We start from the raw sequence: 26,696 nt of genomic DNA on the forward strand, positions 1-26,696 counted from the left end.
CCGGCCACCGGGCCGCCCGGCCGTCAGTCGTAACCGGCCTCCATGAACCAGGCGCCCCCCTCCACCGTGAGCAGCAGCGCCCGTCCGCCCGCCACCGTGACCTGGAAGCGGGCCCGGCGGCGGGCCCGCGACCGGTCCCACCAGTACTCGACCACCGGCCAGGGCCCGGTCCAGCCGTCCACCGCCAGCCGCCGCCCGCGCACCGCGACGGTGGCCGGCCGGGCCGACACCCCCGCCCGGCCGTCCACCGTCACCGGCCGCCCGTCCGCGTCGAGCACCGTCGCCGGCACCGGAGTGCGGTGCACCACGGACGGCCAGACGTCCCGCAGCCGCCCCGGCCAGGGCGCGTCGGCGGGGGCCGCCGGGTCGTAGGGCTCGCCCCAGGGCACCCGCACCGCCTGTTCGTCCGGGCCGCGTCCGCCGGCCGGTTCGATCCGGCGCAGCCCGGCGTGCCCGAGCACCGCCTGGACCCGGGCCACCGCGCGTTCCACCCGGTCGTCCGCCACCGCCTGCCCCCAGAGGGCGAGTTGGCGACCGCGGTCGGGGGTGAGGTCGTCGGGGACGAGGCGCAGCGCGGTGAATCCCCCGGTGCCGGGGCCGTCGGCGCCCTCCGTCGGGCGGAGGCCGTTCGGGGAGAAGGATCCGTCGTGGGGACGGGTGCCGCCCGGGGGGCGGGTGCCGCGGGGGCCCGCGGCGGGCGCGGCTTCGAAGGTGCCCGCGCTCTGCCAGGCCTGGAGCTGCCAGCGGACCCGTTCGGCGAGCGCCGTCGCCGAGAGCCTGCCCTCGTGCCGCCAGAGCCGCGCCACGGTCCGGCCGTCGGCGCACTCCACCTCGACGGCGACCCGCTGGCAGGTCAGCCCCGCCCCGGCGAGCCGCTGGTGCAGCTGCTCGGCCAGGGTCCGGGCGACGAACACCAGTGGTTCGGCGAGCGGCTCGGGCGGGTCGAAGCGCTGCTCGACCGAGAGGTTCGGCCCGCCCGTACGCGGCGCCAGCGGACGCGGCTGCAGCCCGCGGGCCAGCCGGTGCGCCGTCGTGCCGGCCGGGCCGAAACGGTCCGCCACCGCCTCGGCGGGCAGGGCGGCGAACGTCCCGACCGTGGGCAGGCCCAGCCGGTCCAGCAGTTCCGCCAGCACCTCGTCGCCGAGCGCGGCCACCGGGTAGGGCGCGAGGAACTCCGCCGTCCGCCCGGCCGGCACCAGTACCCCGGCGCGGGCGGCGAGCACGGCGGCGAACAGGCCGTCGGCCACCCCGACCTGCCCGCGCGGGGCGGGAGCCGGAGCAGGCGCGGGGGCGGGCCCGGGAGCGGGCCCGGGGGCCGTGCGGGACTCCGCCGTGCGGGACTCCGCCGGGCGGGACTCCGCCGGGCGGGACTCCGGGTGGGCGGCTTCCCCGGGATGACCGGCCACCGCCGGCCGAGGGCCGGACGGGTGCACGGGCTCCGGGCCCGCGGGGTGGTCCGGGCGTGCGGGCTCCGGGCGCACGGGCTCCGGGCGCACGGGCTCCGACGGGTAGGCGGCCGGACGGGCGAAGCCGCCGCGCGCGCCGTCCCGGGCGGCGGGCGCCGCGTCGAACAGCTCGTCCGACCCGGCGGTCCGGCGGCGGGGCGCGGCCCGGCCGGCGTCCGCCGGGTGCAGCGGAACGACCTCGGCCACCGGGACGTCCTCGGCCCCCGAGGCGGACGTCCGATCGCCGGAACGGGTCCCGGGATGGGCGGCGGGGCGGGCCGCGGGGCGGGCCGCGGCCGTTTCGGCGTCGGCCGGGTGCTCCTGGCGGCCGGGCTCCGCCGGATCGGCGGTCGCCGCCGCCCCGGGTGCGGTCGCCGCCAGGGCGGCCGTCACCGCGCCCTGGACCTTGGCCGCCAGCGCCTCCTCCCCGCCGAAGTACCGGCCCGGCCCCTTCACCGGGATCGCGCATAGCCCCGGGCGCAGCACCTCCACCCGCGGGGTGAACGCCTCCACCGCCGCGACCACCGGCTCGAACCTCCGGGTCTCCGCCTCGGGGTCGCGGTCGCGCAGTTCCAGCGCGGGGCAGAGCCGCTGGGCCAGCTTGAGCCGCTGTCCCTGCCGCACCCCGGCCGCCCGGGCCGCCGCCGAGCACGCCAGCACCCGGCCGCCCTCGACCACGGCCACCGGGGTGCCCCCGTCGCGGCCCGCCGCCGCGCCGCCGCTCCCGTCCGTGTCGCCGCCCGCCGCCGCGCCGGCGTCGCCGGGGCGTTCCACGGCCACCACCGGCCAGTCCGGGCACCAGACCACCAGCACCCGGGGGGTGCCGGTGCCGGCCGCTCCGTCGCCGGACATCTCACACCACCGCCATGCGGTCGAGGCCCGCCCCGGCCCCCGACGCCACGTCCTCCCCCGCCCCGCCCGCCACGGCACCGCCCGCCACGGCACCGCCGGCCGTCTCCTCGACGGCCCGCACCGCGCCGTGGGCGTCCGGCAGCCAGAGCCGGGCGGTGAGCCCGCGCACCGCCGAGCCGCGCCCCTCGGCCGTCACCTCCACCTGCCGTCCGGTGAGCTGCCCGTGCCCGTCCCCCAGCCCGAACCACCGCCCGGACCGCACGCCCAGCCTCAGCCCGGCCCCCGGCCAGGGCCCGGCGACCAGCAGCACGCACCCGCTGCGCCGCAGCACGGCCGCCAGCCGGGCGGCCAGGTTCGGCGGGACCGGGCCGTCCGGGCGCAGCATGATCAGCTCGACCGCCCCGGCCAGCACCGACACCACCTCGGCCCAGTGCGGCCCGGGGTCGTCCGCCACCAGGAGTCTCCGCAGGTCCAGCCCGTACCCGGCGGCGGCGGCCAGCCCGAGGTCCGGCAGGCCGACCGCCGCCGCCCATCCGCCGTCCGTCTCCCGCGCCCCGGCGGCCAGCGCCAGCAGCAGCCCGGCGTCCCCGCCCGCCACCGACACCGCCGTCCCGCGCCGCAGCCCGCCCTCCGGCAGCACGCCCCGCAGCGCCGGCACCACCGGCAGCAGCCCCCGCCCGGTGGCGGCCGTGGCCCCGACGCCCTCCCGCGGCACGGCCGCGGGCAGGGGCGCCACCGGCCGGAGCGGCTTCCGCTCGGCGGTGGATTCGAAAACAGATTCGATAAGGGACACACCCCCAGGATCGAACATTCGTTCGCAAAGATTCAAGTCCGATTAACCCGCCCCACCCGTCACGCTCCGTGACACCCGTCCCCGCGAAGGCCGCCCCGCCCGCATGCCGAGGGGTCTCCACCGCCGACGGCACGATCCCGCCGCCGGACGCCGCCCTCACCGTCCGCATCCGGGTGGACGGCGCCGGGGGCGACACCGGCGGCATCCTCCCGGACCACGACGGCACGGCGAGCACCGGCGGCGGTCCGGCGCTCGGGTCGGCCGCGGGAAGGGAGCGGTGACCCACGACGTGCTCACCCCGAAGAGCCGGCCGGCCTCGGCGGTGACGGACCCGGCTTCCCGACGGACGTCGTCCACGGCGTCGACCGCCTCCGGCACCCACAGGACCGTCCGGAGGTCCGGCCCGGGCTTCCGGCGGGGCCGCCGCCGCCGCGGGAGGGCCGAAGTCCGCTGCCGGGAAAAGGTGGTGAACAAAGGCCGCGGGAACACCAGACTTCCCCCATGACGCGAACGGACCACTTCAAGAAGGACCTCCTGATCTACCTTCAGGACGCCCGGGACGCCCTGCTCTGGAAGCTCGAAGGGCTGTCGGAGTACGACGTCCGCCGCCCGCTGACCCCCACCGGGACCAACCTGCTGGGGCTGGTCAAGCACGTCACCGCCGCGGAGGCGCTGTACTTCGGCGAGACCTTCGGGCGGCCGTTCGAGGCGCCGCGCCCCTGGATCACGGGTGACGCCGAGCCGAACTCGGACTTCTGGGCGACCCCGGACGAGAGCCGGGAGCAGATCGTCGAGCTGTACCGCGCGGCCTGCGCCCACGCCGACGGGACGATCGGGTCGCTGGCGCTGGACGCGGTCGGGCGGGTGCCCTGGGGGAACCGGAGCGAGGTGACGCTCCACCACAGCCTGGTCCACATGACCGCCGAGACCCAGCGGCACGCCGGGCACGCCGACGTCGTCCGGGAGCTCGTCGACGGCGCCACCGGTCAGCGGCGGGAGAGCCCGAACACGGCGCCCGGCGACGGGGCGTGGTGGGCGGAGCACCGGGAGCGGGTGGAGCGCGCCGCCCGGGAGGCCGGGAGGGCCTCCCGGGCGGGCGGGGGCGCGGCGTAGCACTGGGCCGGGCCGAGCCGGGCGCGGGGACGGTGGGCGGGGCGGCGGCGCCCCCGTGGCTACGCGCGCCCGGTGAGGACGGAGACCCGGACGTGCTCCCGGTAGCCGTCCTCGCCGGGCTCGGGCAGCGCGGCGCGCAGCCGGGCGGCGAAGGCGGGGCGGTCGGCCGGGGCCGGCAGCTCGGAGGCGGGGATGGCGGAGAAGACGGTGCCGAGCAGCCGGTCCGGGGTCAGTGTGTCCTCGTAGTCGAGGACGCTCTCGCCCACGTCCGCGAACCCGGCGGCGCTCAGCGCGCGGGCGTACTGGTCGCGTTCGGCGGCGGCGGTGCCGCAGGAGGCGGCGAGCGGACGGCCGAAGTGCTCCTCCAGGGCGGCCCGCAGGGCGCGTGACCAGTCGGTGTCCTGGACCCAGACGGGAGTGCCGTTGGCGATCACCGCGACGCCGCCGCCCGGGCGGGTGAGCGGGTGGAGGGTGCGGAACAGCTCCTCGGGGCGCATCCAGTGGATGGCGTTGCCGATCACCGTCACGCCGAGCGGGCGGCGGTCGGGCAGCAGCGCGGCCAGGGCCGGGACGTCGGCGTCGGTGCCGAGCAGCCAGAGCGCGTTGCGCACGCCGTCGCGTTCGGCGGCGGCCCTGGCCCGGCGGAGCATGTCCGGTTCGGGGTCCATGCCGATGACGGTGCGGACGTGGGCGGCGAGCGGGAGGGCGAGTTGGCCGGTGCCGCAGCCGAGGTCGAGTGCGAGGTCGCCGATGGCGGGGTGGGCGTCCAGGCCGAAGGCGGTGCGCAGCGCGTCGAGGACGGGCGGCGGGTAGCCGCGGCGGTGGTCGGCGTAGTAGTCGGCCACGTCACCGGAGAAGTCGCCGCGCGGGGGCACGGTGTCGGGGGCGTGGGCGGGAGTGGCGGGCGTCGTCGTCATGGTCCGCAGCCTGCCCCTCACCGGAGCGCTTCAGGCGGCTGATCGCTGTCGGCGGACGCCGCACGGGCGGGCGCGCCGTGGACGGGCCCGTCGTCGGCGGACGCCTCCCCGCCCGGGGCGGCCAGCCGGGCGGCGCGCAGGCTGAGGTGGTGGCGTTCCGGGAGGCTGGCGGTGCGGCGGGCGGCGGCGCGGTAGTCGGCGACGGCGGCCTCCCGCTCCCCCGCCAGCTCGTGCAGGTACGCCCGGACCGCGTACAGCCGGTGGTGGTCGGCGAGTTCGGGCGGCACGTCGGCGAGCAGGGCGAGGCCGACGGCCGCGCCGTCCACCATGGCGGTGGCGACCGCCCGGTTCAGGGTGATCAGCGGATTGTCGGAGATCCGGGCCAACACCCCGTACAGGGCGAGGATCTGCGGCCAGTCGGTCCCGGCGGCGGTCCGCGCCTCGTCGTGGACGGCCGCGATCGCCGCCTGCACCTGGTACGGACCGACCGGGCCGCGCGGCAGGGCGGCCGTGACCAGGGCGATGCCCTCGGCGATCGCGGCGGCGTCCCAGCGGGTGCGGTCCTGCTCGGCGAGCGGGACGAGTTCGCCGTCCGGGCCGGTGCGGGCCGGGCCCCGGGCCTCGGTGAGCAGCATCAGCGCGAGCAGTCCGGCCGCCTCGGCGTCGGTGGGGAGCAGCGCGTGGACGGCCCGGGTGAGGCGGATCGCCTCCCGGGAGAGGTCGACGCGCCGCAGGTCGGGGCCGGAACTGCTGGCGTAACCCTCGTTGAAGACCAGGTAGAGCACGTGCAGCACCGCGTCCAGCCGGACCGCCCACTCGGAGGTCCCCCGCTCCGGCATCCGGAACGGCACGCCGGAGGACTTGATCTGCTGCTTGGCCCGGCTGATCCGCCGGCCCATGGTCGCCTCGGGGACGAGGAAGGCGCGGGCGATCTCGCCGGTCGTCAGCCCGCCGACCGAGCGCAGGGTGAGCGCGATCGCCGAGGCGGGCGAGAGGGCGGGGTGGCAGCAGAGGAAGAGCAGGGTGAGCGTGTCGTCCCGGGCGCCGTCGTCCTCCGCGTCGGCCGGGGGCGCGGCCAGCCGGTCGGCCGGGACCTGCCCGGCCACCAGGTCCTCGCGCCGACGGCGGGCCTGTTCGCTGCGGACCTGTTCGGTCATCCGGCGGCCGGCGACATGGAGCAGCCAGCCGCGCGGGTTGCGCGGCAGGCCCTCGGCCGGCCACTGGGCGGAGGCGTCCAGCAGGGCCTCCTGGACGGCGTCCTCGGCGGTGGCGAAGTCACCGTGGCGGCGGGTGAGCACGCCGACGACCTGCGGCGCGAGGGTGCGCAGCAGGTCGTCGACGGCCGGTTCGGGTGTGCTCACTGCTCGGTGGGCGGGGCCGACATCACCTGGCGCACCTCGATCGGCATGTTCAGCGGTGCCCCGCCCGGGCCGGGCGCGGCGGAGACGGCGGCCGCGATCTCGACGGCCCGGCCCTCGGTGTCGCAGTCCACGATCCACCAGCCGGCCACCCACTCCTTGCTCTCGGGGAACGGGCCCTCGGTGACGACCGGGGCGCCGCCGCTGTGCGAGCGGACGATCCGGGCGGTCTCCGGCATGGCCAGGCCCTGGGCGTCGACCAGTTCGCCGTCCTCGGCGAGCTTGGTGTTGGTGTCCCGCATGAACCGGATGTGCGCCTGGATCTCCTCGGGCTTCCACTCGTCGATCTTCGGGAAGTCGGCGGTCTGCTCGCTGAACTGCATCAGCAGCATGTACTTCATGGTTCCGCTCCTCGTTCGTCGTGCCCGCCCCGGTCGGAGGGGCTCTCACGGGTAGGTATAAGCACGCCGCGCGATTCCGACGTCCTCGGCGGGAATCCCCGGAAGAAGTTAGCCGGAACCTCCGCCGCCCCGGGCGCAGCGACACCCGCCCACCGCGGACGGACCCGAAGAGCCCGGCCGGGCCGGGACGTCAGGCGGGCCGCAGCGGAGCGGCGGAAGCGGAGACGGAAGCGAAGGCGGAAGCGAGCGTGCGGCCGAGGCCCGGAAGGGGTCTCGGCCGCACGGCCGGAACAGGGGTCAGCCGGCGGTGGTGGCGGTGATGGCCTTGGCCCCGGCGGCGCCGCCGGGGACCTCGCCCCAGCCGTTCCAGCGGCCGGCGTTGTAGTCGGCGTCGATGCCGTAGACCTTGAAGTCGTCCTTGTTGACGGCGTAGACGTGCACGACGTTGTTGGAGGTGGTGCTGGTGATCGCCGTCAGCCGGTTGTCGCTGATCTTGCTCCACTGCGGGTCCCAGAAGCCGGTGTCGAAGTGGCCGCTGGTGCTGTAGAAGGCGTCGGTGCCGGCGATCGCCAGGTCGATGGTGGTGCCATGGGTGCTGGCGGAGATCGCCTTCACGCCGGGCAGGCTGCCGGGCAGCTCGACCCAGCCGTCGGCGGTGCAGTCGGCGGTGCGGGTGTAGACCTTGTCGTCCTCCTTGATGGCGAAGACGTGGGTGGCGTTGTCGAAGTACGCGCTGGTGACGGCCTTCAGGTGGTTGTCACCGATCTTGTCCCAGACGGGCCGCCACAGGCCGGTGTTGTAGTCGCCGGTGGTGGCGTAGAGGGAGCCGTCGCTGCCGACGATCTCCAGGTCGACGAGGTTGGTGGTGCCGCGGACGGTAGCGGTGATGTCCTTGGCGCCGACCGCGTCGCCGGGCACCTCGTTCCACTCGCCCCAGCGGCCGCCGACCTTGCCGTCCCGGCCGTAGACACGGCCGTTGTCGAGGACGGCGTACATGTGGAGGGTGTCGCCGATGGCGACGCTGTCGACCTTCAGCAGGTGCTGCTCGCCCAGCGGGGTCCAGGCACCCTTCCAGGTGGGCACGGTGTAGTCGGCCACCGCGTCGTACTGCGTGTCGTCGGAGCCGACGATCTGCACGTGGGTGCCGGCCTGGACGTCCGCCGTCCGCAGCCGCAGGCCCTTGATCCACACGCCGAGGTCGTCGACGCGGCTGTTGACGGCGCCGGTGCGGGTCTCGGTGGCGGGCACGCCCAGGCAACCGCCCTGCCAGGAACGCGACGCGACGGCGACCAGTTCGGCCGTGCCGTTCGTCTCCCGGACCACCGGCGCACCGGTGTCGCCCTTGCAGACCGCCGCGCCGCCGGTACCGGTGGTGTCGATCGCCGTCGAACCCACCGCACCGAGGGTGAACACACCCGAGTGAAGACGGTTCGCAATCCAGTCGGCCTTGGTCCGACCGTAACCGGGCACCCGCAGGCTCTGGCCCGCGACCGGAGCGGACGCGGCCACCCCGACCGGGACGACACCGTCGACGGGCGTGGCCAGACGGGCCATCACCAGGTCACGGTCCTGCCGGGGAACCAGCTCGGCGACCTCGACCTGCTGGCCGGCACCGCCGGCCAGGTCGGTACGGCCGACGGTGACGGTCGTGCGCCACTTCGGCACACCGGCGGCGAGCGCGGCCGGCTGGGCCGGATCGTCGGCGAAGCAGGACGCCGCCGTGATCACCCAACTACGGTCGACGAGAGCACCGGTGCAGGCACGGAAGTTGTCACCGATCGCGATCCGCGCCGTGTACGCGTACGAGCCGTCGGCAGCCGGATCGCCGGCCACCGCGCCGGCGGGGGTGGACGTGGTGTTGACGAGCACCCCGACGGTCGCTGCGGTCAGTGCTCCGGCGATGCGCAAGGTGCGTGAACGTACGGGGGTCATGGTCTCCTGGCCCGTCCGGTGGAATGTGGCTGCGTGGTCTGCCGAGCGGTGCCTCACCGGGTGAAGGACAGTTCGACCAGGGTGTGGTCACGGTGCTGCGGGTCGGTGATCTCACCGACCGGGGTGGTGGCGTTCTTCCGGATCTTGACCGAACTCTCCGTCCCGTCGACCGTCAGCCGGGCGGTGGCGTCGGTGTCGTTCCCGGTGATGGCGTACACGTTGGCCAGCTCCATGGTGAGGAAGCCGCTGCTGCCGATGGTCCGGAAGCAGAACTTCTTCTGGAATCGAGCTTCGACCACGATCAGGCCGCTCGGCCCGCAGTCGGTGAGCACTATGCGCCCGTCGCCCTGCTTGAGGAGAATCCCCCGCTCCGCGAGGAGATGCTCGGAGCCGGGGTGGACGTAGTCCTCGACGGCGACCGGCGGCGCGTCCGAGGCGGCCTGGGAGCCGGTGGCACCGGCGGCGAAGACCGCACCGGTACCGGCCAGGAGCGCGGCGGTGGCGGCGACCGACGCGGAGATCAGCCGAAATGAGACCTTCATTGGGATTCAACCCTTCATCCAAGAGTGAACAGATGGCAAAGAACTGCCCGAACGGCCGGACTGCGCCTGCGCCGCGGTCGGCTGAATGCCTCCCGACCTGTCGGTCCGGGCCGACCGGTCACATTGATACCACCTGACCGGGGGCATTTTCGAGAAAATTACCGGGGAAGTTCCGGCGCCTGCCGGAGCCGTCCGAATACATACTTTTTGGACGCACTTGGCACTTTAATCGACCTTCAAAGCGGACATTTCACAAAGCGAGATCCAGCCATCCCCAATGGCTCAAAAGCGTTTCCCATATTCTGTATATTCGACGACCGTGCGACCACGCACAGGGTGATTCCAGATGCCCGGAAACCGGGCGCCAATCGGGCGCCGGCCGACCATTGAGGTGAAATGGGACACGGGAAGAACAGGTGGAGGTGGGCGCCGGACCGCACAGCGGTCGCGCGCGCCACTGCGGTGGGGGTGACCGTGCTCGCGCTCTGCGTGGGAACGGTGGGCGCCTCGCCGGCCGCGGACGGCGGGACGTCCACGGGGACCGCGCCGATCAGCGACCGCGGCCGGGTCCTCGCCGCGTGGCTGGACGGCGGCCGCTCGACCAGGACCGCCGCGGAGAAGGCACTGCTCGGTACGGACGCGGAAGTCCGCGCCTTCCTCGCCGGGCCGCAGCAGGCGGCCGCCGCGGAGGACGACCGGGTCACCGCACTCGCCGTCCTCGGCGAGGGCGGCAAGTCGGTCCGCCAGGCGGTGGACCAGGGACTGGCCGGCACCCCCGAGGCACTGCACACCGTCCTCACCGGCGGGCTCAAGCCGGCCTGGGAGGAGGACCTGCGCGTCTCCGTGCTGACCGTGGTCAGCCTGTCCGACCGCAGCGTGCGGTACGCGGGCGAGCAGGCGCTGAAGACCGGCACCAGCGAGGCGCTGCTGAAGTTCCTGAGCGAGGGCCGGGAGGCGGCGCAGGCCGAGGACGACCGGATCGCCACCATGGGCCTGCTGGGCTCCGGCGGACCGCAGGTCCAACTGGCGGCGGAGGAGGCGCTCAAGGGCACGCCCGCCGACGTCGCGGAGTTCCTGCGCAACGGCCAGCACCTGGCCCGGGCGAGGGACCAGGAGCGCATGACGGTCGCCCAGCTCGCCGCCGAGGCCAAGGCCGCCACCGCCAGGGCCAAGGAGGAGACCGCGGCGGCGAAGTCCGCCGCGGAGCGGGCCGTCGAGGCGACGTCCAAGGCCAAGGAGGCCGCGGAGCGCGCCGAGCGGGAGACCGCGGCCGCGCAGAACTCGTCGACGGTGGCGGCCAGTGCGGCCGGGAAGGCGGCCGACGCCGCCGAGCGCGCGGCGGAGGCGGCCAGGACCGCCGTCGACGCGTCGAGCGCCGCGCGGTCCGCGGCCCGGGCCGCGGCCAACGCCGCCGCCGCGGCCTCCTCCGCCGCCTCGGCGGCCGGACAGGCCGCGGCACGCGCCTACCGGAAGGCCAGCGCCGCCGGGGCCAACCGGGCGGAGGCCTCGGCTGCCCGCCAGGCCGCCCAGGAGGCGCGGGACGCGGTCGTGAGCGCCAACCTGGCGGCCGACGCCATCGAACCGCTCGCGCAGACGGTGTCCGACGCCGCCAGTGCCGCGCGGTCCGCCGCCCGCGCGGGCGCCAACGCCGCCGCGGCCTCCTCCGCCGCCGCCCAGGCGGGCGGGTACGCGCAGGCGGCCGGCGTCCAGGGCCAGCGGGCCAAGCAGGCCGCGGCCAACGCCAACGCCGCCGCGTTGGCCGCGACCGCCGCGGCCAACGCCGCCGAGTCGCTCGCCAACCAGGTGGCCACGGCCGCCGCCGAGGCCCGGAAAGCGGCCACCGACGCCGCCACGCACGCCACCGCCGCGGCCGCCGCCGCCGACGAGGCCGCGAACCACGCCGGCGAGGCGGGGAACCAGGCCGACCAGGCCACCGCCCACGCCGACGCCGCCGCGCAGGCCGCCGACGTCGCGACCAAGGCCGTCGACTCCGCCGCCAAGGTCGAGCAGACCGCCCGGGCGATCGAGGCCAGCCAGTTGGAGACCGACAAGGCGGACGCCCTCAAGGCCGCCGGGACGGCCCGCGAGCAGTACGAGAAGGAGCAGGCCGCCCAGACCGACGCGCGCACCGAGGAGGCGCGTGCGGACACCGAGACCAAGCGCCTGCTCGACGAGGCGGTCAAGCCCGCCACCAGCCCGGGCGACGCCGCGGCCCTGGGCCGCAGGGCCGCACTGCGGCTCGCCGAGAACGGCGGCTCGTGGACCCAGGAGTCGGCCCGGGCGGCACTGTCCGGCACCGACGAGGACGTCCGCGCCTGGCTCCGGTCCGGACGCAGGCTCGCGACCGAGCAGGACGACCGCGCGAAGGTCGCCTACGTGGCGCGGGACGGCCAGCGGCCGGAACTGCGGGCCGCGGCGACCACCGCGCTGAACGGGAACGCCCAGGCCGTCGAGGCCTTCCTGACCCAGGGTCAGGACGCGGTGCAGGAGGACGACTTCCGGGTCCGGATCCTCACCGTCATGAACGGATCGGGCCGTTCGGTGAACGCGGCCGGCCAGCTCGCCCTCGACGCCCGCACCCCCCAGGCGTACCGCAGGTTCCTGGAGGTCGACCAGCACAAGGCGCGGGCCGAGGACGACCGGATCATCGCGCTGACCCTGCTGGAGTCCGGCGGGCCCCGGCTCAAGGCCGCGGCCGAGGTCGCCCTGGCCGGGCCGCCGACCGTGCTGCGCGCCTTCGTCACCACCACCCAGTTCCGGGCGTTCAAGTCCGACACCGACACCGTGGTCCACGTCGCCGACATCCAGCGGATCATCGCCGACGCCGCCGCCGACGCCGCGACGGCCCGGCAGTACGCCGCCGAGGCCGGCGAGGTGGCGGCGTACGCCCGCGACCAGGCGACCGAGGCCGGCCTGTACGCCGACCAGGCCCGGGTCGCCTCCGGCCAGGCCCAGGGCTACGCGGGCCAGGCCCGCGAGTCGTCCCGGCAGGCGGACGAGTCCGCCCAGCGGGCGGCGGCCTCGGCCGCGCAGGCCAAGGAGGCCGCGAAGACCGCCCAGGCCGATGCCCGGACGGCGGCGAAGTCCGCCTCCGATGCGACCACTTCGGCGAGCCGCGCGACGACGCACGCACGGTCCGCGTACGCGTCGGCGGCCTCGGCCGCCGCATCGGCCGTCGCGGCGGGCAAGGACGCGGCGGCCGCCGCCGCGGCCAGGAGCGAGGCCGAGGTGGTCCAGGCGGCCCGGATCATCGAGGAGCAGCGCGCCGCCGCCGCCGCGGCAGCCGCCGCCGCTGCCGCCGCCCAGCAGCCGGCCCCCGTGCCGCCGCAGAACCCGAGCCTCATCCCGCTCCAGGGCCGCGGCACGGACGCTCCGTTCAGCGACCAGGACGACCGGAACCTGCACCCGCCCTACGACGACCCCAACGCCTTCGAGAAGGCGCGCAACCTCGTGAGGATGGGGATGACCCAGGTCGGGATCACGGGGGCGAAGGGCGTCTTCTGCGGCATCGGGCTCAAGCTGAGCTGCCCGCTGTTCAACCACTGGGACGACGGCTCCGGCAAGCCCTACGTGCTCAACGAGACGCAGATGAAGGACGTCTACGGCGACACCGCGCTGCAGGCGGAGCTGAACCGCGAGGCGATGCGCTACGCCCAGTCCGCGGCGGAGAAGTGCGGCGGACCCGCCGGGACCACCTGCCGCGTCAGCCTCGACAGCAAGTGGATGGGCTTCAAGTTCGAGAGTTACAACTCGGACAAGTTCTTCGCGTTCCGGGGCATCGACTACCGGATCACCGCGGACAACCTGACCGCGACGGTGGGTTCGGACGGCTCGGTCCGGCTCGCCGGCGACTACGATTTCGAGATCAGCAAGGCCTACAACTTCGACCGGGGCGAGAGCATCGCGGGCATCAGCTTCGACCTCCTTGCCGAGGCACCCAGTTGGGGCATGGCCCGGGACTACACCGTCACCGGCAAGACACGCGGCTCTCTGGGGGTCAGCAACAAGTGAGGACGACACGAAGCGCGTTCGCGGTGGGGGCCGTGTCCGCGCTGGCCGCCGGGCTACTCGGCGGCTGCACGACGGCGGAGCGGGACCCCCGGGCCTACCCGGGCAGTCCGGGCGGCCAGAAGCTGGAGAACGTGCTGGAAGCGTTCGCGCTCCGGCTGCCGGACTGCCAGGTCGACGAGCTCGGGTTCGCGGGCTCGGCGAAACGGGGGGAGGAGCGCCTCGGGCTGAGCTTCCGGGCGCCGAAGGACTGCGTCCAGGGCTTCCTGGCGGCGCACGGGACGAACACCTCGCGCCCGCTCCACTGGACACCCGGGCGGGAGAAGGAGAACAACGACGCCGGTCTCCCCCCGGTCCTCAAGTCGCGCTCCGACAAGCTGGGCTGGAAGTTCGACCCGGCGGTGACGTACGAGCTGTACGTCAGCGCCACGACGCCCAGCGGGAGCCGCTTCACCGTCGTCGTCGATCCGAACGGTCCGACCGAGCGGGTCTTCATGGACTCCGTGGAGTTGGGCCGGAAGAGAGGCTGACCACCACCGCCCCGAGGCCCGCCGCCGGTCACCACCGGCGGCGGGCCTCGGCGTGTCCGGACCGCTCCCGGCACCCGCCGGGGGCCTTTCCTCAAGCCCTGGAGAGGGCCTAGGCCTCGGTGAGGTGCCTCAGCAGGGGCCCCGGGTCGGCGGTTCCGCAGGCCGCGCGGACGGCGGCGTCGTGGGCGGCGGCGAGGGCGTCGAGGCGGGCGAGGCGGGTGTGGCCGCGGCGGGAGAGGTGGGCGGTGAACCGGCGGCGGTCCTGCTCGTCCTGGCGGCGGTAGACCCAGCCGGCCTCGGCGAGGGCGTCGACGATGCGGCTGAGGCTGGCCTGCGGGATGAGGAGGGCCTGGGCGAGCTCGCCCATCGACTGCCCCGCGTCCCCGGTGAGGGCCCGCATGACGCGCCACTGGTCCAGGGTGCAGCCCTCGGCCTCCAACTGGGTGGCGAGGCCGCGGGCCAGGCGGCGCTGGGCGACCGTGAGGAGCTCGATCAGCAGCGGCCCGTCGGGGTCCGCACCGGGCGTGGGAGCGACGGCGGGGGCGGCGGAGGCGGTCGTGGAAGGTGTCATAGCCGTATCTCTTTCCCCTCCGTCGTACGTTCTGCTTGCCGGATCGGCTGCCATGACGATACTCGCAAGCGATGAGCGCCGATGTGAAGCTGTTGGAGCCCCTCGACGCGCTGCACCTCCCCCGCGAGGTGCCGGCGCTCCGGGTGGGCCTGGTCGTGCCGCAGTCCGGACCGCTGGGGCTGACCGGGCCGTCGGCGCTGGACGGCGCGCTGCTGGCCGCGCACGAGGTGAACGCGGGCGGCGGGGTGCGCGGACTGCCGCTGGAGCTGGTGCTGGTGGACGGCGGCGGCACGCCGGCCGCGGTGGCCGGCGAGGTGGCGCTGCTGCTGGACGCCGGGGCGGTGGACACGGTGGCCGGCTGCCACTCCAGCGACGTGCACCGGGCCCTGGAGGCGGTGGTGGCGGGGCGGGCCGCGTACGTGTTCACGCCGCCGCACGAGGGCGGCACCCGCCGGCCCGGGGTGGTCTGCACGGGGACGGACCCGGTCCGGCAGCTGGACGGGGTGATCGAGCGGCTCACCGCCCGTCACCGGCTGCGCCGTTGGGCGCTGGTCGGCAACGACTACATCTGGCCGCGCGCGGTGCACCGGGCCGCCGAGGCGGCGGTGCTGCGGGCCGGGGCCGGGGTGGTGCTGGAACGGCACCTGCCGTTCGGCACCGCGGAGCGGGAGCTGGAGCCGCTGCTGGACGCGCTCCGGGAGGCCCGTGCGGACGCCCTCATGCTGAGCCTGATCGGCGCGGACCTGGTCCGGTTCAACCGGGTGCTGCGCCGCAGCGGCCTGGACCGGCGGCTGGTGCGGCTCTCCGGGGCGCTGGAGGAGAACAGCCTGCTCGCGTACGGCGGGGACGACACCGGGACGCTGTACGCGGCGATGCCGTCGTTCGTCTCGCTGGCCGAGGAGCGGCGGCTGCGGCTGGCCGAGCAGCACCGCGCGGTGTTCGGGCCGTACGCGCCGGTGCTGGACGCGTACGCGGAGGGCCTCTACGACGGGGTGCACCTGCTGGCGGCGCTCGCGTCGCGCGGCGAGCTGGTGCCGGCGGGCGGGCTGGCGCGGGCGGCGGCGAGGCTGCTGCACGGGGACGGCGCGGCGGTCCGGCGGGCCTGGGCCCGGGCGCCGCTGGGGCCGGCCAGGGAGGGCGTGCACCTGGCGCGGGCGGAGGGGCTGGGGTTCACGGTCCTCTGGTGAGGCGTCCGCCGGGGCCGTCAGAGGCCGTTCGGGGCCGTCCGACGGCGTCCACGACGGCAGGCCGTCGGCGGGAGGTCGGCAGACCGTCGGCAAGTCGTCGGCAGGCCACGGCACAAAAACCCTTCCATTTGGAAATAACTGGCCCTACTGTCTCCCCCACCACCCCGGCCGTCACGGAGGAGAGCCACCCGCATGTCCGAAGCATCAGCACCCCAGAACATCGAGAGCTACGGCTACAGACAGGAACTGCGCCGCTCCCTGCGCTTCACCGATCTGCTGGTCTACGGGCTGGTGTTCATGGTGCCCATCGCGCCGTTCGGCATCTTCGGCAGCGTCTTCCAGGGCTCCGGCGGCATGGTCGCGCTGGCGTACGTGCTCGGGATGGTGGCGATGATGTTCACCGCCCTGTCGTACGCGCAGATGTCGCGGGCCTTCCCGATGGCCGGTTCGGTGTACACCTATGCGGGACGCGGCATCTCACCGCCCGTCGGGTTCCTGTCCGGCTGGATGATCCTGCTGGACTACGTGCTGGTGCCCGGCCTGCTCTACCTGATCGCCGGGGTGGCGATGAACTCGCTGGTGCCCTCGGTGCCGGTCTGGCTCTGGCTGGTCGGCTTCGTGCTGCTCAACACCGCCGTCAACTACCTGGGCGTCGAGATGACGTCGAAGGTCAACAAGGCGATGCTGGTCGGCGAGCTGATCGTGCTGCTGGTGTTCGTCGGCTTCGGCCTGGCGGCGCTGGCCGCCGGCAAGGGCCGGGGCTTCGACTTCACCCCGGTCTACAACTCGCAGACGTTCTCGTGGAGCCTGGTGTTCGGCGCGGTGTCGGTGGCGGTGCTGAGCTTCCTCGGCTTCGACGGCATCTCCACCCTCGCCGAGGAGAACCGCGACTCCGCCCGGGCGATCGGCCGCTCGATGATCGCCGCACTGCTGCTCGCCGGTTCGCTGTTCATCGCGCAGACCTGGATCGCCTCCCTGCTCGTGCCGGCCCCGGACGCGCTGATCGCCCAGGGGGACCCGGACGGCACCGCGTTCTACGACGCGGCCAGGACCGCCGCCGGCGGCTGGCTCGCCACACTGACGGCCGCGGCCACCGCCGTGGCGTGGGGCTTCGCCAACTCGCTGGTCGCCCAGGCCGCGACCTCCCGGCTGCTGTACGCGATGGCGCGCGACCGGCAGCTGCCCGCGTTCCTCGCCAAGGTCCACCCGCGCCACCGCGTCCCGGTGAACGCCACCCTGCTGACCGCGGGCGTCTCGCTGGTCCTCGGCCTCTACATGGCCTCGCGCGAGGACGGCATCACGCTGCTCTCCACCCTCGTCAACTTCGGCGCGCTGACCACCTTCCTCGTGCTGCACGTCTCGGTGGTGGTGCACTACGTCGTGCGGCGCCGCAGCCGGGACTGGTGGCGCCACCTGATCGCGCCGGTCCTCGGGTTCGCGATCCTCGCCTACGTCGTCGTCAACGCGGACATCGCCGCCCAGCGGCTCGGCTTCGTCTGGATGGGGCTCGGCGCGCTGGTGCTGACCGGGCTGGTGCTCACCGGGCGCCGCCCCCGCCTGGCCGTGGCCGCCGACCCCGCCACCGACCCCGCCACCGCGCCCGCGCCCGGCGGCTCCCCGTACGTCTAGGAGACCCCGTGAACCTGCCCGACGTCGTCCGGCTCTCCCCCGCCCCCGACGAGTACGCCTACACCTTCGGCGGACGCCCGTCGCTGGTGACCGTCCGGCCCGGCACGGTGGTCGAGCTGACCACCGAGGACTGTTTCGGCGGACGGGTGCGCGGCATCGGCGACCTGCCGAGCGCGGTCTGCGAATTCCCCTACCTCAACCCGGTGACCGGCCCGATCGCGGTGGCCGGCGCCGAACCCGGCGACGTCCTCGCCGTGCACTTCGCGGAGATCACCCCGGCCCGGGACTGGGGGATCTCCAGCACCTTCCCGCACTTCGGGGCGCTCACCGCCACCCACACCACCGCGATGCTGCACGCACCGCTGGAGGAGCGGGTCTGGGTGTACGAGCTGGACGTCGAGGCCGGGATCTGCCGGTACCGGGCCCGCAACAGCGACTTCACCGCCGAACTCCCGCTGGACCCGATGCACGGCACGGTCGGCGTCGCCCCGGCGGGCGGCGAGACCCTGATGTCGATCAGCCCGGGCGCCCACGGCGGCAACCTCGACACCCCGGAGATGCGGGCCGGCACCACCGCCTACTTCGGCGTCAACGTGCCCGGCGGCCTGCTGGCCATCGGCGACGGCCACGCCCGGCAGGGCGAGGGCGAGGTGTGCGGGACGGCGGTGGAGACCGCGATGCGCACCACCGTGGTGGTCGACCTGGTCAAGGGCGGCGGGCCCGCCTGGCCCCGGCTGGAGAACGACCGCCACCTGATCTCCACCGGCTCGGCCCGGCCGCTGGAGGACGCCTTCCGGATCAGCCAGTACGACCTGGTCGGCTGGACCCGGGAGCTGCTCCGCCTGGACGAGCTGGACGCCTACCAGCTCGTCAGCCAGGCCGGGCTGGCACCGGCGGCCAACGTCTGCGACACCAACTACACGATGGCCGCCAAGCTGCCCAAGTCCCTGCTCGGACGGGCCCGCGCGTACGACGGCCTGCACGACCGGCTCCGCGAGACGGCCGCCGCCTACCTGCGGCACCGCTGACCGCGCAACGCGGGCCCGGCCGCCCGGCCGGGCCCGCGAACCGCGGTGGCGCCCTACGCCCTCCTGACGACGGTGGTCCGACTGGCCGCCAGTGGCCGCCTGCCGCCCCTCCCGGCCGTCACCTGCAACGGGGCGCAGTCGTCGCCGGCCTGCCCGCCGGCCGCCTCCGGGCCGCGCCGGCCGGCCTCGGCCGCGGCGCCGCCGGGGCGGGCGTGCGAACCGCCTCGCAGACGGCGGTGCGCCCGGCGCCGCCGAAGGCGCCGGGGAGCACCCGGCGGGTGAGCCCGGCCGCCTCGCCCCGGCCGACGAGGAACCTGCCGCGGGCGGTGGTCCAGATCGTGTCGGCCCGGAAGAGGCCGGTGAACCCCTCCCTCGGTTCGCCGAGCCGCGCGTACCGTACGGTGGCGACGACCTTCTCGACGGCTACGGCCTCGGCTTCGACTGCGGCCCCGACCTCGGCATCGACCGCACCGGTGTTCCCGTTCATGTCCATGGCGACCATGATCGGAGTTCAAGTCCACTTGAAGTCAAGGGCCGGGGCGGGGAGGCGGCGGAGCGGGAAGGACGGGCTCCGGAAGCGCCGGAAGGGCCGGAGCGGGAGGGCCCGGAGCGGGGTCGGCGCCGGCCTGGGGCCGAGGGGGCGCGGAGCCGTACACGACGGCTGCGTCGGGGAGCGACCGTCGGCTCCGGATCGGCGAGAGGAGGACCGGCAGGAACGACAGCGCGACCATCACTCCGCCGACCCACAACGTGGCGTGCAGGCCCACCAGTTCACCGAGCAGGCCGGCCAGCGCGGCACCCACCGGCATCGCCCCGGTCAGCACGAAGCGGAAGGTGGCGTTCATCCGGCCGAGCAGGGCGTCCGGCGTCATCCGCTGGCGCAGGCTGACGCCCAGCACGTTGTCCACCCCTGTCCTGAAGAGCAGCAGCAGCCAGCCGAACCCCGCCACGTACAGCCGGAACCCGTCGCCGATCACCGGGACCAGCAGGGCGGCGGGCACCGCCGCGAGGCCCGCCAGGACGAGGGTCCGGCCGTAGCCGACCCGGGCGGCGATCAGGCGGGCGCAGCGCGAGCCGAGCAGCACCCCGACCCCGCCCGCGGCCCAGAACAGGCCCAGGGCACCGGCCGACAGGTGCAGCTCCCGGACGAACAGCACCGGGAGCAGGGTGTTGACGAGCTGGTAGCCGAGGTTGACGAGGGCGGCGGAGAGCGCGAGCGCCCGCAGCTCGGCGTTGCCGAGGACGTGCCGGACCCCCTCGGCGATCTGCCTGCCCAGGCCCGGCGCGGGCGCCGTTTCCGCCCCGGGAGGTGTCGCCGGCGTCGTCGGCACGGGGGTGCGGTGCAGGGCCGCCAGGCGCAGCGCGGAACCGAAGTGGCCGACGGCCGTCGCGACGATGGCGGCGGGCGCGGTGAGCAGTTGGACGAGCGCGCCGCCGGCGCCGCGTCCGGCGATGTTGCCGAGGGCCATCAGGCCGATCACGGCGGCGTTCGCCTGCACGAGGTGTCCGCGGCCCACGAGTCGGGGCAGGACGCTCTGCGAGGCGATGTCGAAGAAGACGGTCGCGCAGCCGCTCAGCAGGGCGACGGCGTACAGCTGCCAGAGGGTGAGGCCGCCGAACGCCCAGGCGATCGGGATGGACGCGTAGAGCACGGCCTTCGCCAGGTCGGCGGCGATCAGCACGCGCCGGTGGCGCATCCGGTCCACCCAGGCGCCGGCCGGCAGGCCGATGAGCAGGAACGCGACGGTGCCGAGGGTCGCGAGGGCGCCGACCTGGCCGGCGCTCGCGTCGAGGGCGGTGACGGCGATCAGCGGGATGACGACGTAGCCGACGTTGGTGCTGAGCTGGACGAGGGCGGTGGCGGTGAACAGGGTGCGGAAGTCGGGTATCCGCCAGGGTGATTCGGGGGTCATCGTCCGTTCGTTCGGTCGGGGGCGGGGGTCCGGGGGTGGGGGTCCGGGGGCGGGGGTCCGGGGGTGGGGGGTCCGGGGGCTGGTGGCGCCGTCCCCCGGGCCGGCGTGGGGGCCGGCGGGCGGACGGGCCGGGGCCGGTCCCGCTACCCGCCGTCCCCGGCCGAGGCGTCCAGCTCGCGCACCGTCCCGGCCAGGGCGGCCCAGGACTCGCGGGCGTCCTCGCTGTCGCCGTGCGGCGAGCGGAACCAGTGCAGGTACGCGTCGACGTCCTCCAGCGCCCAGCGCAGCCGGTGGAGGGCCAGCGCCGCCGGGCGCGGGGTGTGACCGGTGGCCTCGGCGTAGCGGGCCAGGTCCCCGGCATCCGCGCCGACGAGCCAGAGGTCGCGCTCGGGCACGGCCAGCCCGACGGTGTCCCAGTCGACCAGCAGCACGCGCCCGGGCGGGCGCAGCAGGTTGCCGGGGTGCGGTTCGCCGTGGGTGACGACGAGGGGGCCGTCGAGCCCGTCGGCCAGCCGGTCGAAGCGGTCCAGCGCCCGGCGCAGTCCGGCCGCGTGGTCGGCCACCAGGGTCCGCGCGCGCTCGCCGTACGGTCCGGCGGTCCACGGCCGGGTGCGGTCCGCGAGGGCGGCGTCGAGGCGGGCGCGGGCGGAGAGCCGCGGGCCGCGGCGCGGCGCCGTGGCGGGCGGCTCGGCACGGTGCAGCCGGGCGAGCGCGTCCACCAGGCGGGCCCGGTCGGCGGCGGCGAGCTCCTCGCCGAAGTGGCCGGTGGCGCCGTCGACGTGCGGGAAGACGCTGAGCGCGTACCGTTCGCCGAGCCGGAGCGCGGTCCCGCCGTCGGCCGCGGCCTCGGGGGCGACGACGAGGTCGAGCCCGCGCAGCGCCCGTGCCGTGGCCATGGCCCGGCGCAGCCCGGCGAACGCCGACTCCGGCTCGGGGCCGCAGTGGCTCTTGTGGGCGAGGTCGGCGAGGGTGACGAACCAGCGCCGCCCGTCGGCACCGGCCGCCGTCCAGTGGTGGTCGCCGTGGCCGACCGGTGCGTAGTCGAGGTCGGCGGCTTCGATGCCGAAGGCGCGCAGGCCGCTCCGGAGCCGGTGGTCGTCGAGGTCGTCCGGTCGGGTCTTCACTGCGGCGAGGGTAGTGAGCGGCGGCCGCGAGGTCCCGGGGTTTTCCGCGCGGTGGGCGGTTTCCGGCCAGGCCGGACGGGTCACCGGGGGTCGCCCCGGCGCGCCGGACGGGGCCCTCCGCCACTCGCCCCCTTGTCTGCCGTTCGTTCCGAGAGCACCATCTCGTCATGCCTATGTCATCACCGGGCCCTGCCCCTCCCGGACATACCGGGCGCTTCGTCGCCCCTCGAACCCTTGATCTAGGCTGGTGACGTGCTCATACTCGTTCGCCGTCGCCACGTGGACCTGCTCCGCGTGACCAGCATGTCCTGTCGACGCTCCAGCTGAACCTCGCACCTCCCCACCCTCAGCGCGGCCCCTGCCGGCCGCTCCCCCTTCCCGACCCCCGGGCACACCCGCCGCACCAGGCGCGTCCCCGGCGTCCCCGGTCACCACCGGAACCGGTCGGGACGAGACCCAGCGGATGTCACCCATGACGCAGCAGCACTCCATCACCCCCTCCACCGAGACCGCAGCCGCCGCAGCCGCGGCCACCGCCGCAGGAACCGCAGCCGGGACCGCGCCCGGGACGGCGCCCGCCCTGCTGGACAGCCTCCCGGTGATCGACCTCTCGCTCGCCGACGGCAGCCCGGAGGACCGCACCCGGCTGCACGACGAGCTCCGCGCCGCCGCCACCGACGTCGGCTTCTTCCAGCTCGTCGGCCACGGCGTCACGCCGGAGGAGACCGCCGCCCTGACCGCCGCGATGCGGGCCTTCTTCGCCCTCCCCGAGGCCGACCGCCACGCCGTCGCCAACCTCAACTCCCCGCACTACCGCGGCTACACGCGGACCGGCGACGAGCGCACCGGCGGCAGCCAGGACTGGCGCGACCAGCTCGACATCGGCGCCGAACTGCCCCCGCACGTCCCGGCCCCCGGCGAGCCCGCCTACTGGTGGCTGGAGGGTCCCAACCAGTGGCCCGAGGCGCTCCCGGAGCTGCGGACCGCCGCCCTCGGCTGGATCGACCGGCTCGGCGCCGTCGCCCGCCGGCTGCTGCACGAACTGCTCGCCGCGATCGGCGCCCGCCCCGACTTCTACGACCACGCCTTCGCCGGGCACCCGCACCTGCGGCTCAAGCTGGTCCGCTACCCGGGCACCGCGCCCGACGGCTCCGGCCAGGGCGTCGGCGCGCACAAGGACTACGGCTTCATCACCCTCCTCCTCCAGGACACCGTCGGCGGCCTCCAGGTGGAGCGCGCGGACGGCAGCTTCCTGGAGGTCCCGCCCATGGAGGGCGCCTTCGTGGTCAACCTCGGCGAGCTGCTGGAGGTCGCCACCGACGGCTACCTGAAGGCCACCAGCCACCGGGTGGTCAGCCCGGCCGGTGCCCGCGAGCGCTTCTCCGTCCCGTTCTTCTACAACCCGCGGCTCGACGCCCACGTCGAGCCGCTGGACTTCCCGCTCGCCCACCACGCCCCGGGCGCCACCCAGGACCCGGCCAACCCGCTCTACGCCGACTTCGGATTCAACGAGTGGAAGGGCTACACGAGGGCCCACCCCGAGGTCACCCGCCGCCACCACCCCGACCTCGCCGACTCCCCCGCCCGCTGACGGCAGGACGCGACGGACGGCAGGAGGACGGACGGCAGGAGGACGGACGGCAGCACCCGGAGGCAGGACCGTGCGACCCGCTCCCCAGGAACGGGAACGGGAGCGGACGTGCCGCCCGACGCGATGTCGGGCGGCACGTCCGCGGGGGCGCCGAGGGGGTCAGCTGGTCTTGAACCTCCAGCCGGCGAGGGTGGACCACGGGCTCCAGGGGCTGCCGCCCGCGTTGTAGGCGTGCGAGATCACACCGTCGGCGCCGATCGCGAAGACCTCCGCCGCACTGGTGCCGGACTCGTACACGGCGGCCGGGGTGCCGGTGAACCGGTAGCCGGTGTCCAGGGACTCCCAGCCCGCCCACGCACCGGCGTTCACGTTGTACGTGTGGTTCAGCACACCGTCGGCGCCGATGCCGAACAGCTCGATCGCGTTCGTCGTCGCGTTGTACACCGCCGTCGGGCTGCCGGTGAACCTGTAGTCGGGGCCGAGGACGGACCAGCCGCTCCACTGGCCGCCGTTGAACAGGTAGTTGTGCGAGGTGATCCCGTCCGCGCCGGTCGCGAACACCTCCGTCACCTTGTTCACCGGGTTGTAGACCACCGCCGGGTTCGACGCGAACCGGTAGTCGGGCCCGAAGGTCGACCAGGCCGACCAGCGGCTCCCCGACGTGCTGTAGGCGTGCGACATGATCCCGTCCGCACCCGTCGCGAACACCTCCGCCGTCCGCGTGTCCGCGTTGTACACCGCAGCCGCACGACCCGAGAACCTGTAACCCGTGTCCAGCGACTCCCAGCCCGCCCACGCACCCGCGTTCACGTTGTACGTGTGGTTCAGCACCCCGTCCGTACCGATGCCGAACAACTCGATCGCATTCGTCGCCGCGTTGTACACCGCCGTCGGCGCACTCTTGAACCGGAACCCCGACCCCAGCGCCGACCAACCACTCCACTGACCGCCGTTGAACAGGTAACTGTGCGAGATCACCCCGTCCGTACCGGTCGCGAACACCTCCGTCACCTTGTTCACCGGGTTGTAGACCACCGCCGGACTCCCCGTGAACCGGAACGACGGATCCAACGCACCCCAACTCGACCACGCACCACCACCGGTGCTGTACGCATGACCCACCACACCGTCCGCCCCCACCGCGAACACCTCCGCCGTCCCCGTGTCCGGGTTGTACACCGTCGCCGCCGACGGCGACGCACCGACGGGCGCCGGGGTCGGGTCCGGGGCGGTCGCACCGAGGGCGTCCACGATCCGCTGGGCGTCGGCGGCCTGGACCTGGTAGCGGTCGGGGTAGGCCGAACGCTGCACGGCCTGGCAGACCGTGCCGATCTGCTGGCCCTGCCACGCCCCGCCCGGGTAGGTGCGCTGCATGGCGTTGATGAAGGCGGTGGTCGACCAGGCCGGGTTCAGCCGCTGCTCGGTCGTGCCCCAGAAGTCCTGCTGCTGGAAGAGGCCGACGCTGGTGTGGTCCAGCACGTTCGGGTTGTTCCGCAGGGTGGTCTCGACGATGGAGGTGGTCACGGCGATGACCGCCGCCCGCTCCGGGAGCCCGAGGTCGCGGACGGTGGTGGCGATGGCCCGGGCACAGGAGACCCGGTACGCGTTCATGGCCCGGGTCAGCGAGCCGGTCAGGACCTGGTTCAGCTGGGCGGCGGCCGCGGCGTCGGCGGTGGTCACCGTCCCGCAGGAGCGGTCCGGGAGGAGTGCGGCGTGTGCCGGGGAGGCGCCGGCCGAGAGGCCTCCGGCGATGGTCGCGGCGGTCACCGCGAGGGCGTGCAGACTGCGCTGGATACGGCGGTTCATGGGAGTTCGTGCTCCTGGTGAAGGGTGGTGCGGACGGGGTGGAGGGAGGTGCCGGCCGGCGGTGCGCCGGCCGGCACCGGCTGCGCGAACCGCGTTCAGCTGGTCTTGAACGTCCAGCCGGCGAGGGTGGACCACGGGCTCCAGGGGCTGCCGTCGGCGTTGTAGGCGTGCGAGATCACACCGTCGGCGCCGATCGCGAAGACCTCCGCCGCACTGGTGCCGGACTCGTAGACGGCGGCCGGGGTGCCGGTGAACCGGTAGCCGGTGTCCAGGGACTCCCAGCCCGCCCACGCACCGGCGTTGATGTTGTAGTTGTGGTTCAGCACGCCGTCGGCGCCGATGCCGAAGAGCTCGATCGCGTTGGTGGCGGCGTTGTAGGCGGCGGTCGGGCTGCCGCTGAACCGGAAGGCCGGTCCCAGCGTCGACCAGCCGCTCCACTGGCCGCCGTTGAACAGGTAGTTGTGCGAGGTGATCCCGTCCGCGCCGGTCGCGAACACCTCCGTCACCTTGTTCACCGGGTTGTAGACCACCGCCGGGCTCGACGCGAACCGGTAGTCGGGCCCGAGGGCCGACCAGGCGGACCAGCGGCTCCCCGACGTGCTGTAGGCGTGCGACATGATCCCGTCCGCACCCGTCGCGAACACCTCCGCCGTCCGCGTGTCCGCGTTGTACACCGCAGCCGCACGACCCGAGAACCTGTAACCCGTGTCCAGCGACTCCCAGCCCGCCCACGCACCCGCGTTCACGTTGTACGTGTGGTTCAGCACCCCGTCCGTACCGATGCCGAACAACTCGATCGCGTTCGTCGCCGCGTTGTACACCGCCGTCGGCGCACTCTTGAACCGGAACCCCGACCCCAGCGCCGACCAACCGCTCCACTGACCGCCGTTGAACAGGTAACTGTGCGAGATCACCCCGTCCGTACCGGTCGCGAACACCTCCGTCACCTTGTTCACCGGGTTGTAGACCACCGCCGGACTCCCCGTGAACCGGAACGACGGATCCAACGCACCCCAACTCGACCACGCACCACCACCGGTGCTGTACGCATGACCCACCACACCGTCCGCCCCCACCGCGAACACCTCCGCCGTCCCCGTGTCCGGGTTGTACACCGTCGCCGCCGACGGCGACGCACCCGAGGGAGTCGGAGTCGGGGTCTGCGGGGTCGTCACGTCGTCGACGATGCTGTTGTTGCGGACCGGCTTGTAGCCGGTGCCCACGGGGATGCGGTCGGGGAAGTAGGGGTAGGGGATCGTCCGGTGGTGGACACCGCTGGAGCTGAACTCGTACCCCACGTAGGCGCTGTGGTCGGCGTTGGCCCAGCGGTCGAACAGGACGACGTGCCCGTCCTCCAGGGCGGCGTCGTTGAGGAGCGCGTCGCCGGGCTTGAGCTCCTCCTTGGTGATCCTCGACGCCACTCCGGACGGGACGAATCTGGTGGTGTCCAGGCCGGGGGTGGCCAGCTTCCAGGCCATGGCGACGTAGCCGGAGCAGTCCTGCCGGTACCCGTTGTGGTAGGAGTTCCAGCTGTAGCGGAGGCCGAGGGAGACCCAGGAGGCCGCCCGGGCGACCGCTTCGGAGCGGGTGATCTGCGGGCCCGCCGCCAGAGCGGACAGGGCGGCGGCGGGCGCGCCCTCCACGCCCGGACCGGGTGAACCCTGGCCGGGGCTGCCCCAGTCCGGATCCGGAAGCCCGGCCGGGGCGACGATCGGCGCACCGGCGCCGACCGGCGCGGCGTGCACCGGGGTCGCGCACAGGACGAGGGCGGAGGACAGGCCGGCGGCGACCAGGACGGACGCGGCGCGGACGGCGGGGCGACTGGCAGTGGACATGCGTGATCTCCTCGGATGGGTCGCGGAATTCGGGCCGGCGTCGCGGCGTGCGGTACCGCCGGACGGCCGGGGGCCGACGCGCCGGCTCCGGTACGGGCCGGCGCGGGCCGGGTGCTGCGGA

General features: G+C 74.8%; 21 protein-coding genes. 8 read left to right on the forward strand and 13 right to left on the reverse strand.

Features of this window, described 5'->3' with window-relative positions:
* Positions 1–23 precede the first annotated feature (23 nt).
* Positions 24–2,297 (reverse strand): Y-family DNA polymerase, encoded by a 2,274-nt coding sequence (locus OG550_RS08465; protein WP_327676059.1) that lies wholly within the window; start codon positions 2,295–2,297, stop codon positions 24–26.
* Position 2,298: 1 nt separating this feature from the next.
* On the reverse strand, positions 2,299–3,090 hold the full coding sequence (locus OG550_RS08470) for a hypothetical protein (RefSeq protein ID WP_327676060.1): 792 nt from the start codon (positions 3,088–3,090) through the stop codon (positions 2,299–2,301).
* Positions 3,091–3,158: 68 nt separating this feature from the next.
* On the opposite strand from OG550_RS08470, the gene OG550_RS08475 reads away from it, so the two are divergent.
* Together OG550_RS08475 and OG550_RS08480 are read left to right on the forward strand one after the other, a co-directional pair.
* Complete coding sequence (locus OG550_RS08475; protein ID WP_327676061.1) at positions 3,159–3,371, forward strand: hypothetical protein; 213 nt, start codon at positions 3,159–3,161, stop codon at positions 3,369–3,371.
* Between the two features lie 220 nt (positions 3,372–3,591).
* A complete protein-coding gene (locus tag OG550_RS08480; protein WP_327676062.1) occupies positions 3,592–4,203 on the forward strand; it encodes a DinB family protein in 612 nt (203 codons plus the stop codon).
* Between the two features lie 59 nt (positions 4,204–4,262).
* On the opposite strand, the gene OG550_RS08485 is transcribed toward OG550_RS08480, so the two are convergent.
* From OG550_RS08485 to OG550_RS08505, 5 genes are all read right to left on the reverse strand, one after another.
* Positions 4,263–5,120 carry a class I SAM-dependent methyltransferase gene (locus OG550_RS08485; RefSeq protein WP_327676063.1) on the reverse strand — a complete coding sequence of 286 codons (858 nt, stop codon included), beginning with the start codon at positions 5,118–5,120 and terminating at the stop codon, positions 4,263–4,265.
* A 17-nt stretch (positions 5,121–5,137) separates the two neighbouring features.
* Positions 5,138–6,481 carry an RNA polymerase sigma factor gene (locus OG550_RS08490; RefSeq protein ID WP_327676064.1) on the reverse strand — a complete coding sequence of 448 codons (1,344 nt, stop codon included), beginning with the start codon at positions 6,479–6,481 and terminating at the stop codon, positions 5,138–5,140.
* On the reverse strand, positions 6,478–6,879 hold the full coding sequence (locus OG550_RS08495; protein ID WP_327676065.1) for a YciI family protein: 402 nt from the start codon (positions 6,877–6,879) through the stop codon (positions 6,478–6,480). Before OG550_RS08495 ends, OG550_RS08490 begins: the two co-directional genes overlap by 4 nt.
* Positions 6,880–7,176: 297 nt before the next feature.
* Positions 7,177–8,787, reverse strand: a complete 1,611-nt coding sequence (locus OG550_RS08500; RefSeq protein WP_327676066.1) for a S1 family peptidase — start codon at positions 8,785–8,787, stop codon at positions 7,177–7,179.
* A 77-nt stretch (positions 8,788–8,864) separates the two neighbouring features.
* Entirely contained in the window at positions 8,865–9,353 is a 489-nt protein-coding gene (locus tag OG550_RS08505; RefSeq protein WP_327676067.1) for a hypothetical protein, read from the reverse strand.
* Positions 9,354–9,821: 468 nt separating this feature from the next.
* Between OG550_RS08505 and OG550_RS08510 the strand changes: the two genes are divergently transcribed.
* Together OG550_RS08510 and OG550_RS08515 are read left to right on the forward strand one after the other, a co-directional pair.
* Positions 9,822–13,364, forward strand: coding sequence for an ALF repeat-containing protein (locus OG550_RS08510; protein WP_327676068.1), 3,543 nt, complete (start codon positions 9,822–9,824; stop codon positions 13,362–13,364).
* The gene (locus tag OG550_RS08515; protein ID WP_327676069.1) at positions 13,361–13,891 is read left to right on the forward strand and encodes a hypothetical protein; all 531 of its coding nucleotides are present in this window, start codon (positions 13,361–13,363) and stop codon (positions 13,889–13,891) included. The genes OG550_RS08510 and OG550_RS08515 overlap by 4 nt, the downstream gene beginning before the upstream one ends.
* Before the next feature lie 109 nt (positions 13,892–14,000).
* Here OG550_RS08515 and OG550_RS08520 read toward each other — a convergent pair whose 3' ends face one another.
* The gene (locus tag OG550_RS08520; RefSeq protein WP_327676070.1) at positions 14,001–14,462 is read right to left on the reverse strand and encodes a MarR family winged helix-turn-helix transcriptional regulator; all 462 of its coding nucleotides are present in this window, start codon (positions 14,460–14,462) and stop codon (positions 14,001–14,003) included.
* A 71-nt stretch (positions 14,463–14,533) separates the two neighbouring features.
* Between OG550_RS08520 and OG550_RS08525 the strand changes: the two genes are divergently transcribed.
* From OG550_RS08525 to OG550_RS08535, 3 genes are all read left to right on the forward strand, one after another.
* Positions 14,534–15,649 carry a substrate-binding domain-containing protein gene (locus OG550_RS08525; protein ID WP_327676071.1) on the forward strand — a complete coding sequence of 372 codons (1,116 nt, stop codon included), beginning with the start codon at positions 14,534–14,536 and terminating at the stop codon, positions 15,647–15,649.
* Between the two features lie 192 nt (positions 15,650–15,841).
* Complete coding sequence (locus tag OG550_RS08530) at positions 15,842–17,278, forward strand: APC family permease (RefSeq protein ID WP_327676072.1); 1,437 nt, start codon at positions 15,842–15,844, stop codon at positions 17,276–17,278.
* Between the two features lie 8 nt (positions 17,279–17,286).
* A complete protein-coding gene (locus OG550_RS08535) occupies positions 17,287–18,306 on the forward strand; it encodes an acetamidase/formamidase family protein (RefSeq protein ID WP_327676073.1) in 1,020 nt (339 codons plus the stop codon).
* Positions 18,307–18,424: 118 nt separating this feature from the next.
* Here the strand turns inward: OG550_RS08535 and OG550_RS08540 are convergent, their stop codons facing one another.
* The 3 genes from OG550_RS08540 to OG550_RS08550 form a co-directional block, all read right to left on the reverse strand.
* Complete coding sequence (locus OG550_RS08540; RefSeq protein ID WP_327676074.1) at positions 18,425–18,799, reverse strand: hypothetical protein; 375 nt, start codon at positions 18,797–18,799, stop codon at positions 18,425–18,427.
* Positions 18,800–18,833: 34 nt separating this feature from the next.
* Entirely contained in the window at positions 18,834–20,219 is a 1,386-nt protein-coding gene (locus OG550_RS08545) for an MFS transporter (RefSeq protein ID WP_327676075.1), read from the reverse strand.
* 143 nt (positions 20,220–20,362) lie between these two features.
* Positions 20,363–21,343 (reverse strand): aminoglycoside phosphotransferase family protein, encoded by a 981-nt coding sequence (locus OG550_RS08550; RefSeq protein WP_327676076.1) that lies wholly within the window; start codon positions 21,341–21,343, stop codon positions 20,363–20,365.
* Positions 21,344–21,815: 472 nt separating this feature from the next.
* Between OG550_RS08550 and OG550_RS08555 the strand changes: the two genes are divergently transcribed.
* Positions 21,816–22,934 (forward strand): isopenicillin N synthase family dioxygenase, encoded by a 1,119-nt coding sequence (locus OG550_RS08555; protein WP_442905959.1) that lies wholly within the window; start codon positions 21,816–21,818, stop codon positions 22,932–22,934.
* Positions 22,935–23,093: 159 nt separating this feature from the next.
* On the opposite strand, the gene OG550_RS08560 is transcribed toward OG550_RS08555, so the two are convergent.
* Entirely contained in the window at positions 23,094–24,740 is a 1,647-nt protein-coding gene (locus OG550_RS08560) for a hypothetical protein (protein ID WP_327676077.1), read from the reverse strand.
* Between the two features lie 95 nt (positions 24,741–24,835).
* Entirely contained in the window at positions 24,836–26,575 is a 1,740-nt protein-coding gene (locus OG550_RS08565; protein WP_327676078.1) for a hypothetical protein, read from the reverse strand.
* Between the last annotated feature and the right edge of the window lie 121 nt (positions 26,576–26,696).

Origin of the sequence: Kitasatospora sp. NBC_00458 (genome assembly GCF_036013975.1) — a bacterium.
GTDB lineage: Bacteria > Actinomycetota > Actinomycetes > Streptomycetales > Streptomycetaceae > Kitasatospora.